Origin of the sequence: Streptomyces aureoversilis (genome assembly GCF_042657885.1) — a bacterium.
In the GTDB taxonomy this organism is placed as follows: Bacteria; Actinomycetota; Actinomycetes; order Streptomycetales; family Streptomycetaceae; genus Streptomyces; species Streptomyces aureoversilis.
In genome coordinates this window covers 1-16,488 of record NZ_JBHSKJ010000012.1, presented here as the reverse complement: position 1 = coordinate 16,488, position 16,488 = coordinate 1, and the positions used below count along the sequence as shown (strand labels likewise).

The window sequence follows — 16,488 nt, the reverse complement described above, 5'->3', positions numbered from 1 at the left end:
TGCCGGGGGGCTTTCCACTGTTTCGGCGGAATTCCCCCGGGCACCGGCCCTTGCTGTCTACAGCCTTTACCGGAGCTGACGGTCCTTGCCGGAGCCGGCGGTCCTTACCGGAGCCGGCGCGCGGCCTCGGTCGCCCAGTAGGTGAGGATCATGTTGGCCCCGGCGCGCTTGACGCTGGTCAGGGTCTCCATGATCGCGCGGTCGCGGTCGATCCAGCCGTTGGCGGCGGCGGCCTCGACCATCGCGTACTCGCCGCTGATCTGGTAGGCGGCGACGGGCACGTCGACGGCCTCGGCGATCTTGGCGAGGATGTCCAGGTACGGCAGGGCCGGCTTGACCATGACCATGTCCGCGCCCTCGGCGAGGTCGAGCGCGAGCTCGCGCATCGACTCGCGGGTGTTGGCGGGGTCCTGCTGGTAGGTCTTGCGGTCGCCCTGCAGCGAGGAGCCGACGGCCTCGCGGAAGGGGCCGTAGAACGCGGAGGCGTACTTGGCGGTGTAGGCCAGGACGGAGACGTCCTCGTGGCCGGTCTGGTCGAGGGCGTCGCGGATGACGCCGACCTGGCCGTCCATCATGCCGCTGGGGCCCACGACGTGGACGCCCGCGTCGGCCTGGACCTGCGCCATCTCGGCGTAGCGCTCGAGCGTGGCGTCGTTGTCGACGCGGCCGGAGGCGTCCAGGACGCCGCAGTGGCCGTGGTCGGTGAACTCGTCCAGGCACAGGTCGGACATGATGACGAGGTCGTCGCCGACCTCGGCCTTCACGTCGCGGATGGCGACCTGCAGGATGCCGTCCGGGTCCGTGCCCGCGGTGCCGGCGGCGTCCTTCTTGGACTCCTCGGGGACGCCGAAGAGCATGATCCCGGAGACGCCGGCCTCCAGCGCCTCGACGGCCGCCTTGCGCAGGGTGTCACGGGTGTGCTGGACGACGCCCGGCATGGAGGTGATCGGCACCGGCGCGGCGATGCCCTCCCGCACGAAGGCGGGAAGGATCAGGTCGGCCGGGTGCAGTCGGGTCTCCGCGACCATGCGGCGCATGGCGGGGCTGGTGCGCAGGCGCCGGGGGCGGGACCCCGGGAACGTGCCGTAGGTGGTGCTCAACTCCGTGCCCTTCTACGCGATCCGGGCCGTCGCTCGCTCGGGCGGGTGACCGGGTCGCCGGCCTCCAGGGCGGCGTCCCGGCGGGCCGCGCCGAACTCCGCGAGCGCCTCGGCGAGCTTGAGCACCGAGGGCTCGGGCGACAGCACGTCCACCCGCAGGCCGTGCTCCTCCGCGGTCTTCGCGGTGGCCGGGCCGATACAGGCGATGACGGTGACATTGTGGGGCTTGCCGGCGATGCCGACGAGGTTGCGCACCGTGCTCGACGAGGTGAAGAGCACGGCGTCGAAACCGCCGCCCTTGATGGCCTCGCGGGTCTCGGCCGGCGGCGGCGAGGCCCGGACGGTGCGGTAGGCGGTGACGTCGTCGACCTCCCAGCCCAGCTCGATCAGACCGGCCACCAGGGTCTCGGTGGCGATGTCGGCGCGCGGCAGGAAGACGCGGTCGATCGGGTCGAAGACCGGGTCGTAGGGCGGCCAGTCCTCCAGCAGGCCGGCGGCGGACTGCTCGCCGGACGGCACGAGGTCGGGCTTGACGCCGAACTCGATCAGCGACTTGGCGGTCTGCTCGCCGACGGCCGCGACCTTGATGCCGGCGAAGGCCCGCGCGTCGAGCCCGTACTCCTCGAACTTCTCGCGCACCGCCTTGACGGCGTTCACGGAGGTGAAGGCGATCCACTCGTAGCGGCCGGTGACCAGGCCCTTGACCGCGCGCTCCATCTGCTGGGGGGTGCGCGGCGGCTCGACGGCGATGGTCGGGACCTCGCTGGGCACGGCGCCGTAGGAGCGGAGCTGGTCGGAGAGCGCGGCGGACTGCTCCTTGGTGCGCGGCACGAGGACGTTCCAGCCGAAGAGGGGCTTGGACTCGAACCAGGAGAGCCGGTCGCGCTGCTCGGCAGCGCTGCGCTCGCCGACCACGGCTATGACCGGCTGGGCGCCGTCGGCCGACGGCAGCACCTTGGCGGCCTTGAGCACCTGGGCGAGGGTGCCGAGGGTGGCGGTCCAGGTGCGCTGGCGGGTGGTGGTGCCGGCGACCGTGACGGTCATCGGCGTGTCGGGGCCGCGGCCGGCGGAGACCAGTTCGCCGGCTGCGGAGACGACGGAGTCGAGCGTGGTGGAGACGACGGCGGTGACCTCGCTGGCGCCGACCTCGGACCAGCAGGTGGCCGAGGCCGTGCGGGCGTCGACGAAGCGCACGTCGCCGCCCTTGCCGTCGCGCAGCGGCACACCGGCGTAGGCGGGCACGCCGACGGCCGTGGCGACGCCGGGGACCACCTCGAAGGTGATGCCCTCGGCGGCGCAGGCGAGCATCTCGTCGGCGGCGTAGCCGTCGAGGCCGGGGTCGCCGAAGACGGCACGGACGACCCGCTTGCCGCTGCGCGCGGCCGTCATGACAAGATTGGCGGTGTCCCTAAGGACGGGGACGTCCGCGGTTTTTGATGCCTCATCAGTAACCGTCTGGGCAGGCATGTCCACATGGGCGCGCGCATGCGTGCGCACCACGTCGAGCACCTGCGGATCGGCGATCAGGACGTCCGCGGCCGCGAGCGCCTCCACGGCGCGGAGCGTCAGCAGGCCCGGGTCTCCGGGGCCGGCACCGAGGAAGGTGACGTGCCCGTGCACGGGGTGGTTCGGGGCGGTGGGGTTCAAAGTGCTCGCTCCCCCATAAGACCGGCCGCTCCCTTGTCGAGCATCGCTGCGGCGAGCTCGCGGCCCATGGCCACGGCTTCCTCGCTGGACGACGGCACGGGGCCGGTGGTGGACAGCTGCACCAGCGTCTTGCCGTCGGTCGTGCCGACGACGCCCCGCAGGCGCATTTCGGTGACAACCTGCCCGTCGGCCAACAAGTCGGCCAGCGCACCAACGGGTGCGGAACAGCCGGCTTCCAGGGCGGCGAGCAGGGAACGCTCGGCCGTCACGGCGACCCGGGTGTACGGGTCGTCGAGCTCGGCGAGCGTCGCGGCGAGGGGTGCGTTGGTCATGGCGCACTCGATCGCCAGGGCCCCCTGGCCGGGGGCGGGCAAAACTGCGTCGGGCTCCAGGAACTGCGAGACCTCGGCGCTGCGGCCGATCCGCGACAGCCCCGCGGCGGCGAGCACCACGGCATCGAGCTCGCCGTTGGTGACGAAGCCGATGCGGGTGTCGATGTTGCCGCGGATGGGGACGGTCTCGATCTCCTTGCCGAGCTCGCGGGCCCAGGCGTTGAGCTGGGCCATGCGGCGCGGGGAGCCGGTGCCGATGCGGGCGGCCTTCTCGGAGGAAAGCGCCGCGAGCTCCTCGAAGGTCAGGCCGTCGCGGGCGATCAGCACGTCGCGCGGGTCCTCGCGCGCCGGGATCGCCGCGAGGGCCAGCTCCTCGGGCTGCTTGGTGGGCAGGTCCTTCAGGGAGTGCACGGCGAAGTCGATCTCGCCCGCCAGCAGCGCGTCGCGCAGCGCGGAGACGAAGACGCCGGTGCCGCCGATCTGCGCGAGGGACTCGCGCGAGACGTCGCCGTAGGTGGTGATCTCCACCAGCTCCACCGGGCGGCCGGTCAGCTGCTGCACGGCCTGCGCCACCTGGCCGGACTGGGCCATGGCGAGCTTGCTGCGGCGCGTGCCGAGGCGCAGCGGCCGCGAAGAGTTGTCGTTCATGCCGGCTCCCGTGCCGTGTTGTGCGTACCGGCCTGCGAGTCGGCCCGGCTGACGGCGGCGACCGCCTGCGGGTCGAGGTCGAAGAGCTCTCGCAGCGCGTCGGCATAGCCGGCGCCGCCGGGGGTGGAGGCCAGCTCCTTGACGCGCACGGTGGGCGCGTGGAGGAGCTTGTCGACGACGCGGCGCACGGTCTGGGTGATCTCCGCGCGCTGCTTGTCGTCCAGGTCGGGCAGGCGGCCGTCGAGGCGGGCGATCTCGCTCGCGACGACGTCCGCGGCCATGGTGCGCAGGGCGACCACGGTGGGGGTGATGTGGGCGGCGCGCTGGGCGGCGCCGAAGGCGGCGACCTCGTCGGAGACGATGGTGCGCACCCGGTCGACGTCGGCGGCCATGGGCGCGTCGGCGGAGGCCTCGGCGAGCGACTCGATGTCGACGAGCCGTGCGCCCTCCAGGCGGTGGACGGCGGCGTCGATGTCGCGCGGCATGGCGAGGTCGAGGAGGGCGAGACGGACGCCGGTGCGGGCCGCGTCGCCGCACGCGGCGTCGAGGGCGCAGGCCGTGTCCGTACGGCCGGCGCCGGCCGCGTCCGGACGGGAGGCGAGCGCGGCGCGTATGGCCTCGGAGGTCAGCACGACGCCCATGGCGCCGGTGCAGCTGACCACGACGTCCGCGAGCGCGAGCTCCTGCGGCACCGCGGCCATCTCCACGGCCGAGGCCGTGAAGCCGGCGGCGGCCCGGGCGCCCGGCTCGGTGAGGATCTCCGCCAGGCGCTCCGCGCGCGCGAGCGTGCGGTTGGCGACGGCCACGTGGGCGACGCCCGCCCGCGCCAGCGTCGCCGCGGCGAGGGAGGACATCGAGCCGGCGCCGATGACCAGGGCCCGCTTGCCGCCGGCCCAGTCGCCCAGCGGCACGCCGTCGGCCAGGCGCTCCAGACCGAAGGTGACCAGGGACTGGCCCGCCCGGTCGATGCCGGTCTCGCTGTGGGCGCGCTTGCCGACCCGCAGGGCCTGCTGGAAGAGGTCGTTCAGCAGCCGCCCGGCGGTGTGCAGCTCCTGGCCGAGGGCGAGGGCGTCCTTGATCTGGCCGAGGATCTGGCCCTCGCCGACGACCATCGAGTCCAGCCCGCAGGCCACCGAGAAGAGGTGGTGGACGGCACGGTCCTCGTAGTGCACGTAGAGATACGGAGTGAGCTCTTCCAGCCCGACGCCCGAGTGCTGGGCGAGGAGCGTGGACAGCTCGGCCACACCGGCGTGGAACTTGTCCACGTCGGCGTAGAGCTCGATGCGGTTGCAGGTGGCGAGGACGGCCGCCTCGGTGGCCGGCTCGGCCGCGAGGGTGTCCTGCAGCAGCTTGGCCTGCGCCTCGCGCGCGAGGGCGGCGCGCTCCAGCACGCTCACCGGCGCGCTGCGGTGGCTCAGTCCGACGACGAGAAGACTCATGCCGGCATCACGGCGGGTACGTCCCCGTCCGGTCCCTTCCTGCCGCCCGCGGCCGGGCGCACGCCCGTGCCGGAGCGGGGCTGCGCCGCGGCGGCCACGGCGGTCTCCTGTGCGGGGGAGGTCTCCTCGCCGGCCTTGCGCTGCTCGTGGAAGGCGAGGATCTGCAGCTCGATCGACAGGTCGACCTTGCGCACGTCCACGCCCTCGGGCACGGAGAGCACGGTGGGCGCGAAGTTGAGGATCGACGTGACCCCGGCGGCCACGAGCCGGTCGCAGACCTGCTGGGCGGCGCCGGCCGGGGTGGCGATGACGCCGATGGAGACGCCGTTGTCCGTGATGATCGATTCGAGCTCGTCGGTGTGGCGCACGGGCAGCCCGGCGACCGGCTTGCCGGCCATGGCGGGGTCGGCGTCGATCAGGGCCGCGACGCGGAAGCCGCGGGAGGCGAAGCCGCCGTAGTTGGCGAGGGCCGCGCCGAGGTTTCCGATGCCGACGATGACGACCGGCCAGTCCTGGGTCAGGCCGAGCTCGCGGGAGATCTGGTAGACGAGGTACTCGACGTCGTAGCCCACGCCGCGGGTGCCGTAGGAGCCGAGGTAGCTGAAGTCCTTGCGCAGCTTGGCGGAGTTGACCCCCGCCGCGGTCGCGAGCTCCTCGGAGGAGACCGTGGGCACCGAGCGCTCGGAGAGCGCGGTCAGTGCGCGCAGGTACAGCGGAAGCCGGGCGACGGTGGCCTCGGGAATCCCTCGGCTTCGGGTCGCCGGTCGGTGAGTTCGGCCAGTTGCCACGGTGCTCCTGCGGGTAGAGCGGGGCTGCGGGCGGCGCCTCGTCCCAGGACCGCCCCGTCGAACGCAGGCTATGCCTTTGTGAACGCGTGCACAAAGATGGTGTCCGTTTTGCCCGGTCAAAGTGACCGGGGTCACGCGGCCTTTCGGCCCTCTCCGGGAACCATTCGGCCCCTTCCGGGGACGACCGGCCGCACTGTCACAGCAGCCACACCCGTCACACACAGCCCGGGGGAGCGTCGACGCGGACACGGGCGCTCACTCCTGACTCACTGCTCGCTCACCGGGGGACCGACCCCCGGCACCGGCCAGAAAAAACCCCGGACACCAATAAATCGCCACATGATGGTAGTCGACTCAGGCACCCATCCAGCACGTTTGAACGAGCCGGGAGCACGCCTTTGCATACGGGCGCACACGGCGGCGCACCAGGGGCGGGCACAATGGCGGGCATGACCCCCCTGCTGCGCCGCCGCCCCCGCAAGAACCCCGCCGACAGCACGGTCACCCTGATCGGCAAGCCCGGCTGCCACCTGTGCGACGCCGCCGAGACCGTGATCGCCGAGGTCTGCGGCGAACTCGGCGCCCGCTGGGAGAAGAAGGACATCACCCAGGACGAGGAGCTCCACCGCAAGTACTGGGAGCAGATCCCGGTGATCCTCGTCGACGGCGCCCAGCACGACTTCTGGCGCGTGGACCCCGGCCGGCTGCGCAAGGCCCTCGCGGGCTGAGCCCTCCCCGCCCGCGCGCACGCGGACCCGCCGGGTGTAACCGGAGCGTCAAGGGAAGTTCACGCCCCGGAATCATCCCGACTCCGGTTACCCCGAACAAACTGGCTATGCTCGGGCCATGGCCGCACTGGGATGGATCACTCCGCGCAGGCGCTCTGCCACGGCACGCAGCGTGCTGGCAGGCGAGGCCGCGGCGGAGGCAGCCCGCAAAACCGCTCAGGAGAGCGCTGCCGAGAGCGCCGAGGGCGCCGCACCGCAGCCGTCCGAGCCGGACTTCCCCGTCGTCGGCGACGTGCACGCCGCCGCCTTCTTCGACCTCGACAACACGGTCATGCAGGGCGCCTCCCTCTTCCACTTCGGCCGCGGGCTGTACAAGCGGCGGTTCTTCCAGAAGCGCGAGCTCGCCCGCTTCGCCTGGCAGCAGGTGTGGTTCCGGCTGGCCGGCGAGGACGCCGAGCACATGCAGGACGCCCGCGACAGCGCCCTGTCCATCGTCAAGGGCCACCGCGTCTCCGAGCTGATGACCATCGGCGAGGAGATCTACGACGAGTACATGGCCGAGCGGATCTGGCCCGGCACCCGGGCGCTCGCCCAGGCCCACCTCGACGCGGGCCAGAAGGTGTGGCTCGTGACCGCCGCGCCCGTCGAGGCCGCGACGATCATCGCCCGCCGCCTCGGGCTGACCGGCGCGCTCGGCACCGTCGCCGAGTCGATCGGCGGCGTCTACACCGGCAAGCTCGTCGGCGAGCCGCTGCACGGCCCCGCGAAGGCCGAGGCCGTCCGCGCCCTGGCCGCCGCCGAGGGGCTCGACCTCTCGCGCTGCGCCGCCTACAGCGACTCGGCCAACGACATCCCGATGCTCTCGCTCGTGGGCCACCCCTACGCCGTCAATCCCGACAGCCGGCTGCGCAAGCACGCCCGCGAGCGCGGATGGCGGCTGCGCGACTACCGTACGGGCCGCAAGGCGGCCAAGGTCGGCATCCCCGCGGCGGCCGGCGTGGGCGCCCTGGCGGGCGGCGCGGCCGCGGCCGTGGCCCTGCACCGCCGCCGGCACTGACGCGGGCCCGCCCCGCTCCCCTGCCCGGCCCGCTCTAGCGGCTCCGGGGCGGATTCATGCGGCGGCGCGCCGTACCGCGCCGTCCACTTCACGCCACTACGCCGCGCTGTCGCCACAAAGGTTCGGCAACAGCGCGTAGCCGCACGTCACTCTCAGGCAATCCTGTCTTCATACCCTCACATCCTCCTCCTCAGTCCTTCCGCGTCCGGATTGCCACAACACGCCGCCCATTCGGCCACACCATGACCAAATCTGTTCAACCTCCTTTCATAGTTCGATATTTGATCGATCCCCAACCGGTAAGAGATCGAACGGAAACGATGATTTGAGCAACTCGGTGTAGTGCTGCCTGTACGAAGCGTTATTCTCCTCAGACGCAAACCGGTACCCCCTTGTCCCTACGACGAGTGAACGGTTCCGTACTGCACGTGATGGAAGCTCTGCCTCTGGGAGTCCCGTGTACCCACACGTCGGGGTTGACGCCTCGGGCCTGGCTACGCTTCGCGCAACGGTCCTCGACCGCCTGCGCGGCTTCGTCCCCACCGCGTACGCCGTCCCCGCCCTCGCCACGCTCGCCCCTGCAGGAGGCGGCCGTGCCGGCCACGCCGGCCCCTGCTACGCCCTCGCCGAGAGCAGCGCGGCGGTGGGCAGACGAGCCGCCCGCCGGGGCGGTGCGGCCACCGCGTCGTCCGCCGCGCCCTCCGGCTCCGCCACGTCAACGCGCCGCCCCAGCGCGGACAGCGACAGCGCCCGCATGCTCGACCTGGTCGAGCGCGCCCAGGCCGGGGAGGCCGAAGCCTTCGGCCGTCTCTACGACCAGTACGCCGATACGGTCTACCGCTATATCTACTACCGGGTAGGCGGCCGGGCCACCGCGGAGGACCTCACCAGTGAGACGTTCCTGCGCGCCCTGCGCCGCATCGGCACCTTCACCTGGCAGGGCCGCGACTTCGGCGCCTGGCTCGTGACGATCGCCCGCAACCTGGTCGCCGACCACTTCAAGTCGTCGAGGTTCCGGCTCGAAGTGACCACCGGCGAGATGCTCGACGCCAATGAGGTCGAGCGCAGCCCGGAGGACTCCGTCCTCGAGTCCCTGTCCAACGCCGCACTGCTGGAGGCGGTGCGCAAGCTCAACCCCCAGCAGCAGGAGTGCGTCACCCTGCGCTTCCTGCAAGGGCTTTCGGTCGCCGAAACCGCCCGCGTCATGGGCAAGAACGAGGGCGCCATCAAGACCCTCCAGTACCGGGCGGTCCGCACCCTGGCCCGCCTCCTTCCCGACGACGCGCGTTAACCATGCGCGCCCGTTCACTCACCAGCGGTCACATCGCCCAGGACGCGTAACCCGGCTGGCGCGCCAGTCGTTGTGCGGGATGCAGACTCCCTGCGGTCACGCCATGCCCGCAGCCACTCACTCGATCGAGTGGATGCTCATCACGGCGTGCAACCCTCCAGGTGTTCAGAGGAGTCGACCGTCATGACGAGAGGAGGTGCCGCCTGTGATCGCGAACGTATCGGCGCACCGGCGGGCGAACGCCTTCGCCCGGTCCCTGGAGCAGCAGGAAGTCCAGGACGCGGCGGCCACACAGCCCGAACCGCCGGCCGAGGGCGCGGAGCCGGGCAGACTGCTGGCCCTGACGGGCCGGCTCGGTGAGCTGCCCCGCCCCGGGCTCGATCCGGAGACCAAGGCCGTGCAGCGTGCGCAGCTCATCGCTGCCATGGAGACCCAGTTCGCCGGAGGTGACTCCGCCGCCCTCCCCGAGCCGAAGGCCCGCCGGTCGGGCCGCGGCGCCCACCGCGCGCTGGGCCGGCTCCGGCCGCGCTCCCGCTGGTCGAAGGGGCTCGCCGCGGGCGGCCTGACCGTGGGTGTGGCAGCGGGTGCGTTCGGCGGCGTGGCGGCCGCCAGTTCCAATGCCCTGCCCGGCGATTCGCTCTATCCGCTCAAGCGCGGAATGGAGGATCTCCGCCTCGGCATGGCCGACGACGACTCCGACCGCGGCGGCCTGCTGCTCGACCGGGCCTCCACCCGCCTGCAGGAGGCACGCCGCCTGATGGAGCGCGGCAAGCTGGGCGGCACCCTGGACCACGAGGTCCTGGGCGAGATCCGCAAGACGCTCTCGGGCATGCGCCAGGACGCCTCCGAAGGCCACCGCCTGCTGCACACCGCCTACAAGCGCGACCGCTCGCTCGGCCCCATCCAGCGCCTCTCCAGCTTCGCGTCCTCGCACCGCGAGAGCTGGAGCCAGCTGCGCGAGAAGCTCCCGGTCCAACTGGCCGACGTGGGCGCCGAAGTGAGCTCGGTCCTCTTCGCCATAGACGAAGAGGTCGAGCCGCTGCGGTCCCTGCTCCCCGCCCACCACGGCAAGCACGGCTCGTCCGTCCGGCCGGGCGTCCCCTCCCCGGGCACGTCCGCCCGCTCGGGCCACGCCGCGCCCAAGCCGTCGGCCTCGTCCAGCGGCGAGGGCAAGCACGCGGGCGGCGGCGGCCGGCAGCATCCGGCGGCCCCCGGCGGCCACGAGGAGCACGAGGGCCTCCTCGGCGGCACGGGGCTGCTGAAGCCCCCCTCGGCCCCCGGCACCGCCAGCCCGGAGGGCACGTCGCACGGCAAGGAGAGCAAGCCGGCCAAGCAGCCGAGCATCACGATCCCGCCGGTCCTCCCGGACATCCTCCCGGGCCTGGGCATCCACGGCGACGATCCGAAGTAGGACAGCAGCGGCGGTCGGCGTTCTTTCGAGAACGCCGACCGCCGCTGCTGTGCCGTGTCGGGCCGGGCCGATCCGTGAGCCGGTCAGAAGAACACGGACCGCCGCTGCACGAGCAGCTTGTACAAGGTGTGCTGAATCGTTTCTCGTACCTGGTCGGTCAGGTTGAACATCAGCATGGGGTCGTCCGCGGCCTCCGCCGGATACCCGTCCGTGGGAATCGGCTCCCCGAACTGGATCGTCCACTTCGTCGGCAGCGGCACCAGCCCCAGCGGCCCCAGCCAGGGGAACGCGGGCGTCAGCGGGAAGTACGGAATCCCCAGCAGCCGCGCGGCCGTCCGGGAGTTGCCGAGCATCGGATAGATCTCCTCGGCCCCCACGATCGAGCACGGCACGATCGGCGCCCCGGCACGCAGTGCCGTCGACACGAAGCCGCCCCGGCCGAAGCGCTGGAGCTTGTACCGCTCCGAGAACGGCTTCCCGATCCCCTTGAACCCCTCCGGCATCACCCCGACCACCTCGCCCCGCTCCAGGAGCTGCTGCGCGTCCTCCGCACAGGCCAGGGTGTGCCCGAGCTTCCGGGAGAGCTCGTTGACGCCCGGCAGCATGAAGACCAGGTCCGCGGCGAGCATCCGGATGTGCCGGTCGGCCGGGTGGTGGTCGTGCACCGCGACCTGCAGCATCAGCCCGTCCACCGGAAGCGTCCCGGAGTGGTTGGCGACGACCAGGGCCGCGCCCTTCTCCGGAATGTTCTCGATGCCCTTCACCTCGACCCGGAAGTACTTCTCGTAGAAGGGCCGCAGCGCGGACATCAGGACCTGGTCGGTCAGCTCCTCGTCGTAGCCGAACTCGTCGACCTCGTACTCGCCGGTGATCCGCCGCCGCAGGAAGCTCAGCCCGTGCGCCAGCTTCCGGTCCCAGCCGGCCTCCCGCGCGGCCTCCTGCTCCCGCCCCCGGGCACTGCCGTCCGCGGCCGCCGGGCGCTCGGGCTCGGCCGCCGCGGCCTGGTCCACGTCCCGCTGCGGCGGCACGGGCGCGAGGGACGACACGCGGTTCGTACGGGCCCGCCCCGTCCGCTTGCCCTTGCGCTTGGACCGCGGCTCCTCGCCGCCGAACGGGATGACCTTCGCGTCCGCCATGGTGGGTGCGCTCCTCACTTCTGGCCGCGGCCGGCAGGCAGTGCCGCGGCGATCCGGTCGACGGTACGGGCGAGGGTCTCGGGCGGCAGCAGCCCGGGCCCCCGGCTGCGCGCGTAGTCCTCGAAGGCCCCCGCGGTGGTGTAGCGCGGGTCGAAGCCGAGGACCTCGCGCATCTGGGTGGTCCGGACGACCCGCCCGTGGGTGAGGAGCCGGATCTGCTCGGGCGAGAAGTCCGTCACGCCGACCGAACGCAGTGCGGAGCCGACCCAGGTGACGGTCGGCAGGAAGAAGGGGAGCGTGGGACGCCCGAGGCGGCGGGCCGCCTGGGAGAGCAGCAGCACTCCGTCACCCGCGACGTTGAAGGTGCCGCTGTTGAGCGTGCCCCTGCGCGGCTCGCCGGAGGCGATCCGCAGCACCTCGATCACGTCGTCCTCGTGGACGAACTGCAGCCGGGGGTCGAAGCCGAGCACGGTGGGCAGCACGGGCAGCGCGAAGTACTCCGCGAGCGGCGAGTCGGCGCAGGGCCCGAGGATGTTCGCGAAGCGCAGCACGCACACGGCCACGTCGGGCCGGCGCCGGGCGAAGCCGCGCACGTACCCCTCGACCTCCACCACGTCCTTGGCGAAGCCCCCGCTGGGCAGCGACTTCGGCGGGGTGGTCTCGGTGAAGATCGCCGGATCGCGTGGCGCGGATCCGTAGACATTGGTGCTGGACTTGACCACCAGGCGCTTGACCGAGGGCGTCTTCTGGCAGGCGCCGAGCAGCTGCATCGTGCCGATGACGTTGGTCTCCTTGACCGTGGCCCGGCTGCCGCGCTTGCCCAGCGGGGTGCCGTTCACATCCATGTGGACCACCGTGTCCACAGCGTGTTCGGCCAGAACCCGCGCGATCCGGGGATGGCGAATGTCCGCCCGTACGAAATCGGCCCCGCCCAGATGGTGCGCGGGAGGCACCGCGTCCACCCCGATCACCCGGTCCACATCGGGCTCACGCTGGATACGGCGGACGAACCGGCCCCCCAGCTGCCGTGCGACTCCGGTGACGAGCACGACCTTGCCCAAGATCAGCGCCTTCCTCTGCCCACGATCCGCCCACGACCTACCCATGAGTGGTGCTGCCGCGGCCACCGTAGCGGGTCGTCGTTGCGCTGTGATGACCGGCCGATGCACGGAGCTACATTTCAAGCCGTAGCCGAGGTTTCACTCAGCGCTACCGGCCCGCAATGCACCGCAGCCCTCCCACCATGATCGGTGGAAGGGCTGCGGGACGAGCACAGCGGCGTGCCGCTTACTTCTTGTTGCGACGCTGAACGCGCGTGCGCTTGAGCAGCTTGCGGTGCTTCTTCTTGGCCATCCGCTTACGCCGCTTCTTGATAACAGAGCCCACGACTACCCTCGCTTACATCGATTCACTCGGTGCGGGGCGTCCGAGCCCACACGACCTACATCGGGCCAGCCTACCCGGCACCGGGCGATCAGCGTAATCCAGGGCCCCCGTCAGGCTGTTTCCACCCCCACGTAGGACTCTCGGAGGTACTCGTGCACCGCTTGCTCCGGGACCCGGAACGACCTGCCCACCCTGATCGCCGGCAGATGACCGCTGTGCACCAAGCGGTACACGGTCATCTTGGACACTCGCATCACCGCGGCGACTTCCGCCACGGTCAGGAACACGACCTCGTTGAGAGGCCTCTGGTCAGCAGCCATGACACACCTGAACCTTCCGCACATGACGCGCACCGGCTTCCCCTCCGGTGACTCCTCGTCGCTGCGCGCTCACTCCCCAGGTTAGGGGCGGGTGATGCGAGTGGGGAAGAGGAGCAGCCATCGGCCGCCTACTGTGACAGACACGCTCGATTGAGTACATAGCGAGTAAGCGGTCGGTAGTAATCAGACCGCACAGTGTCATCAAGCGGAACGACGACGGACACCCGCCCCTCCGCCTGCCCGACGAACGGCGCCGGGTCGTCCGCATCCGCCAGGCCGAGGGCCTCAATACCCAGCTGACCTGCCCCGCAGACCCAGCCGTGGTCCCCCACGACCATCGCCGGAAGCGGTCCGTCACCGTCCATCGCCGCTCCCAGGGCCACCCGAAGCGGGAGCGGAGAATGCGTATGTACGCCGGGCTCACTTCCACACCCACGTGCGCCGGGTTCACGCACCAGCGCGACGCCTCGAACGTAGTCCAGGTTGTAGGTACGTACCCCGAACCGGGTCGTTATGTCGACACTTCGACCCTGCGCCGGACGGAGGACAGTGCATCCCGCCGCCGAGAGACCGGCGGCCAACCCGGCGTAGAAGCCCAGGAGCCGGTGCGGGTGACCGGTGCCGATCAGCACCGGAGCGGCGGCCGCGGCCGCCGCGGCGAGCCGCTCCGCAAAGGCACTCAGTGCCACGATCGTACGGTCGGGGTCGATGACATCCTGCCCCGAAGTGTGACCGGGATCGGCCGAAACCCCGCACTTGCGGCCCATCAGTTGTAACAAGTCCCCCAGCCGCCAGTCCCGTTCCGGCTCCAGCCCGAGCAACGCCCGGGGATCTCCGGCCACGAACATCCGATAGCGGCTCAGACTCCGCTCCCGGGAAGTGGATACGACACCGGCGATACGGGAGCGCAGGAGGTGGCTGCGGAGGGCACGTTGAGCACGGGACTGGGCGGGGAGCTCGGTCGGCACGGTTCCGATGCTGGCGGAACCGCCCCTGAGCCGAAGGGCATTCGCCCAGGGATCCCACGGTCGGCCTAACGGGCTGCACGCCACGGCAGGCATGCACGACGCAGACACAGGCCTGTGCAACACGGCACAGCCCCGCGCGACTCAGGCCAGGCGCCGCCTGCCTCAGGCACGGCCCCACGTGACGCGGCGTCCTACGGAAGCAGGCCGTGAGCCGGGAACACGGCCCGCCGCGTCGCGAGGATCGACTGGTCGAGCCGGTCCCCCGGGTCGTACCCCGAATCCGTGAAGTCCTTCCACTCGGGCCGGCGCCCGTCCGTCATCCGGTACGGCCCCAACTGCCTCGTACGACGGAACACTTCGGCCCGCCACTCCTCCGGAACGGCACTCTCGGGAGCCACCGGCACCCCCGCGGCGATCCCCACCAGATGGGCCCAGGACCGCGGCACGACGTCGACCACCGCGTACCCGCCACCGCCCAGGGCGACCCACCGCCCCTCCGCATGCTCGTGAGCCAGCGCGTGACAGGCCTCGGCCACCATCCGCTGGGCGTCCAAGGACACCGCCAGATGGGCCAGCGGATCCTCGAAGTGCGTGTCGGCGCCGTGCTGCGTCACCAGCACCTGCGGACGGAAGGCCGCCAGCAGCTCCGGCACCACGGCGTGGAACGCCCGCAGCCACCCCGCATCACCCGTCCCCGCCGGCAGCGCCACGTTGACGGCACTCCCCTCGGCTCCCGGGCCACCGGTCTCCTGGGGCCAGCCGGTCTGCGGGAAGAGCGTGCTGGGGTGCTCGTGCAGGGAGACGGTGAGAACGCGCGGGTCCTCCCAGAAGGCCGCCTGGACGCCGTCACCGTGGTGCACGTCCACATCGATGTACGCGACCCGCTCGGCCCCGAGCTCCAGCAGCCGGGCCACGGCGAGGGCCGCGTCGTTGTACACGCAGAACCCGGACGCCGCGCCGGGCATCGCATGGTGCAGCCCGCCGGCGAAGTTCACCGCGTGCAGGGCCTCGCCGCGCCATACGGATTCCGCGGCGCCCACCGACTGCCCGGCGATCAGTGCCGAGGCGTCGTGCACGGCCGGGAAGGCCGGGACGTCGGGCGTCCCGAGACCGTACGAACCGTCGGCGGAGGCGGGGTCGGCGGACGCGGCACGCACGGCGGCGATGTAGTCCTCGCGGTGCACCAGCCGCAGCGTGGAATCCCCCGCGGGCCGGGCGGCGGCGACGCGCACGGCACGGTCCAGCCCGAGCGCCTCGACCAGCCGCATGGTGAGCGCGAGCCGCACCGGATCCATGGGGTGGCCTGGCCCGAAGTCGTAGCCCGTTACCGCCTCGTCCCACATCAACTGCGCACGGCCGCTCATGGGCATCACCGTAGTGGATGGGTCAGACCAGGAGCTGAGCGAGTTCGGTCATCTCACCGAACAGCCCCTTGGCGCCGGCTTCGGTCAATCGCTCGGGAGAGGTCATGCCGGTGTACCCGTAGACATCCATACCGGCGGCGAGCGCGGCCCGGACGCCCAGCGGACTGTCCTCGACGACGACACAGCGGGTGGGGTCAACACCCATGGAACGGGCGGCGTGGAGAAAGAGGTCGGGGGCCGGCTTGCCCCTGCCGACGTCCTCCGCGCTGAAAATCCAGGATTCCTCGAACCATTCGTCCAGCCCGGTACGGCCATGACCGACCCGGATCCGCTCATGGGTCCCGGAGGAGGCGACGCAGTACGGAACGCCGGTGGCCACCAGGTACTCGAGAACCTCCGCAGCACCCTTTATGGGCTGCAGCTCGCGGTCGAACGCGTCGAAGGTGCGGGAGTGCAGAGTGGTGTCGAAGTCGGCGGGCAGCCGCCGGCCGGTGCGTTCGAGCACCAGGTCGTGGACGCGGTGCACGGCGGAGCCCATGTAGTCCCGGATGGATTCCTCGTACGTGGTGGGGTGCCCGAGTTCGGTGAGGTAGTCGGCGAGCACCTGGTTGGCGATCGGTTCGCTGTCGACGAGCACACCGTCGTTGTCGAAGATGACGAGGTCGTAGCGCATCATGACGTCACCCTAGAGGCCCGGAACGCAAAAATGCCGCAGGCCCTGAGTGATATCACTCAGGGCCTGCGGCTTAAAATTTGTTCGGCGGCGTCCTACTCTCCCACACGGTCCCCCATGCAGTACCATCGGCGCTGAAAGGCTTAGCTTCCGGGTTCGGAATGTAACCGGGCGTTTCCCTAACGCTATGACCACCGAAAC

Annotated in this window: 16 protein-coding genes and 1 rRNA gene; 4 read left to right on the top strand and 13 right to left on the bottom strand. The window is 71.4% G+C overall.

All coding sequences use genetic code 11. The annotated features are described in order from the left end of the window. Nucleotides 1-104: 104 nt before the first annotated feature. The 5 genes from hemB to ACFPP6_RS21160 are packed head-to-tail and all read right to left on the bottom strand — an operon-like array spanning nt 105 to nt 5,953. On the bottom strand, nt 105-1,100 hold the full coding sequence (gene hemB, locus ACFPP6_RS21180; RefSeq protein ID WP_382044658.1) for a porphobilinogen synthase: 996 nt from the start codon (nt 1,098-1,100) through the stop codon (nt 105-107). Then, the gene (locus tag ACFPP6_RS21175) at nt 1,097-2,746 is read right to left on the bottom strand and encodes a bifunctional uroporphyrinogen-III C-methyltransferase/uroporphyrinogen-III synthase (RefSeq protein WP_382044655.1); all 1,650 of its coding nucleotides are present in this window, start codon (nt 2,744-2,746) and stop codon (nt 1,097-1,099) included. Before ACFPP6_RS21175 ends, hemB begins: the two co-directional genes overlap by 4 nt. Continuing rightward, nucleotides 2,743-3,726, bottom strand: a complete 984-nt coding sequence (hemC, locus tag ACFPP6_RS21170) for a hydroxymethylbilane synthase (protein ID WP_382044653.1) — start codon at nt 3,724-3,726, stop codon at nt 2,743-2,745. The genes ACFPP6_RS21175 and hemC overlap by 4 nt, the downstream gene beginning before the upstream one ends. Beyond that, complete coding sequence (locus tag ACFPP6_RS21165; protein ID WP_382044650.1) at nt 3,723-5,165, bottom strand: glutamyl-tRNA reductase; 1,443 nt, start codon at nt 5,163-5,165, stop codon at nt 3,723-3,725. The genes hemC and ACFPP6_RS21165 overlap by 4 nt, the downstream gene beginning before the upstream one ends. Next, complete coding sequence (locus ACFPP6_RS21160) at nt 5,162-5,953, bottom strand: redox-sensing transcriptional repressor Rex (protein ID WP_382044647.1); 792 nt, start codon at nt 5,951-5,953, stop codon at nt 5,162-5,164. The genes ACFPP6_RS21165 and ACFPP6_RS21160 overlap by 4 nt, the downstream gene beginning before the upstream one ends. Nucleotides 5,954-6,402: 449 nt before the next feature. Between ACFPP6_RS21160 and ACFPP6_RS21155 the strand changes: the two genes are divergently transcribed. The 4 genes from ACFPP6_RS21155 to ACFPP6_RS21140 all read left to right on the top strand — a co-directional run bounded on the left by ACFPP6_RS21155 (nt 6,403) and on the right by ACFPP6_RS21140 (nt 10,440). Then, the gene (locus ACFPP6_RS21155) at nt 6,403-6,681 is read left to right on the top strand and encodes a glutaredoxin family protein (protein WP_382044644.1); all 279 of its coding nucleotides are present in this window, start codon (nt 6,403-6,405) and stop codon (nt 6,679-6,681) included. Nucleotides 6,682-6,799: 118 nt separating this feature from the next. Beyond that, complete coding sequence (locus ACFPP6_RS21150; protein WP_382044642.1) at nt 6,800-7,738, top strand: HAD family hydrolase; 939 nt, start codon at nt 6,800-6,802, stop codon at nt 7,736-7,738. 457 nt (nt 7,739-8,195) lie between these two features. Beyond that, complete coding sequence (locus tag ACFPP6_RS21145; RefSeq protein WP_058047584.1) at nt 8,196-9,029, top strand: ECF subfamily RNA polymerase sigma factor, BldN family; 834 nt, start codon at nt 8,196-8,198, stop codon at nt 9,027-9,029. A gap of 205 nt (nt 9,030-9,234) precedes the next feature. Then, a complete protein-coding gene (locus ACFPP6_RS21140) occupies nt 9,235-10,440 on the top strand; it encodes a DUF5667 domain-containing protein (RefSeq protein WP_382044640.1) in 1,206 nt (401 codons plus the stop codon). Nucleotides 10,441-10,523: 83 nt separating this feature from the next. On the opposite strand, the gene ACFPP6_RS21135 is transcribed toward ACFPP6_RS21140, so the two are convergent. From ACFPP6_RS21135 to rrf, 8 genes are all read right to left on the bottom strand, one after another. After that, nucleotides 10,524-11,576, bottom strand: coding sequence for a lysophospholipid acyltransferase family protein (locus ACFPP6_RS21135; protein WP_382044637.1), 1,053 nt, complete (start codon nt 11,574-11,576; stop codon nt 10,524-10,526). A gap of 14 nt (nt 11,577-11,590) precedes the next feature. Then, the gene (locus tag ACFPP6_RS21130; protein WP_382044635.1) at nt 11,591-12,637 is read right to left on the bottom strand and encodes an NAD-dependent epimerase/dehydratase family protein; all 1,047 of its coding nucleotides are present in this window, start codon (nt 12,635-12,637) and stop codon (nt 11,591-11,593) included. A 226-nt stretch (nt 12,638-12,863) separates the two neighbouring features. Beyond that, entirely contained in the window at nt 12,864-12,962 is a 99-nt protein-coding gene (locus ACFPP6_RS21125; protein WP_003948845.1) for a 30S ribosomal protein bS22, read from the bottom strand. Between the two features lie 110 nt (nt 12,963-13,072). Continuing rightward, nucleotides 13,073-13,282 carry a helix-turn-helix domain-containing protein gene (locus ACFPP6_RS21120; RefSeq protein ID WP_123975194.1) on the bottom strand — a complete coding sequence of 70 codons (210 nt, stop codon included), beginning with the start codon at nt 13,280-13,282 and terminating at the stop codon, nt 13,073-13,075. A gap of 128 nt (nt 13,283-13,410) precedes the next feature. Further along, the gene (locus tag ACFPP6_RS21115; protein WP_382044632.1) at nt 13,411-14,250 is read right to left on the bottom strand and encodes a phosphatase; all 840 of its coding nucleotides are present in this window, start codon (nt 14,248-14,250) and stop codon (nt 13,411-13,413) included. A 191-nt stretch (nt 14,251-14,441) separates the two neighbouring features. Next, nucleotides 14,442-15,614, bottom strand: a complete 1,173-nt coding sequence (locus tag ACFPP6_RS21110) for an acetoin utilization protein AcuC (protein ID WP_382044629.1) — start codon at nt 15,612-15,614, stop codon at nt 14,442-14,444. A gap of 22 nt (nt 15,615-15,636) precedes the next feature. Continuing rightward, nucleotides 15,637-16,287 carry an HAD family hydrolase gene (locus ACFPP6_RS21105; RefSeq protein ID WP_382045144.1) on the bottom strand — a complete coding sequence of 217 codons (651 nt, stop codon included), beginning with the start codon at nt 16,285-16,287 and terminating at the stop codon, nt 15,637-15,639. 82 nt (nt 16,288-16,369) lie between these two features. Beyond that, nucleotides 16,370-16,486, bottom strand: a 5S ribosomal RNA gene (gene rrf, locus ACFPP6_RS21100). Between the last annotated feature and the right edge of the window lie 2 nt (nt 16,487-16,488).

Excerpts from the sequence above, each read along its gene's own strand:
- ACFPP6_RS21150 (WP_382044642.1), top strand. The coding sequence starts at position 6,800 with ATGGCCGCACTGGGATGGATCACTCCGCGCAGGCGCTCTGCCACGGCA.
- ACFPP6_RS21105 (WP_382045144.1), bottom strand. The coding sequence starts at position 16,287 with ATGCGCTACGACCTCGTCATCTTCGACAACGACGGTGTGCTCGTCGAC.
- ACFPP6_RS21135 (WP_382044637.1), bottom strand. The coding sequence starts at position 11,576 with ATGGCGGACGCGAAGGTCATCCCGTTCGGCGGCGAGGAGCCGCGGTCC.
- ACFPP6_RS21155 (WP_382044644.1), top strand. The coding sequence starts at position 6,403 with ATGACCCCCCTGCTGCGCCGCCGCCCCCGCAAGAACCCCGCCGACAGC.
- ACFPP6_RS21165 (WP_382044650.1), bottom strand. The coding sequence starts at position 5,165 with ATGAGTCTTCTCGTCGTCGGACTGAGCCACCGCAGCGCGCCGGTGAGC.
- ACFPP6_RS21110 (WP_382044629.1), bottom strand. The coding sequence starts at position 15,614 with ATGAGCGGCCGTGCGCAGTTGATGTGGGACGAGGCGGTAACGGGCTAC.
- hemC (WP_382044653.1), bottom strand. The coding sequence starts at position 3,726 with ATGAACGACAACTCTTCGCGGCCGCTGCGCCTCGGCACGCGCCGCAGC.
- ACFPP6_RS21120 (WP_123975194.1), bottom strand. The coding sequence starts at position 13,282 with ATGGCTGCTGACCAGAGGCCTCTCAACGAGGTCGTGTTCCTGACCGTG.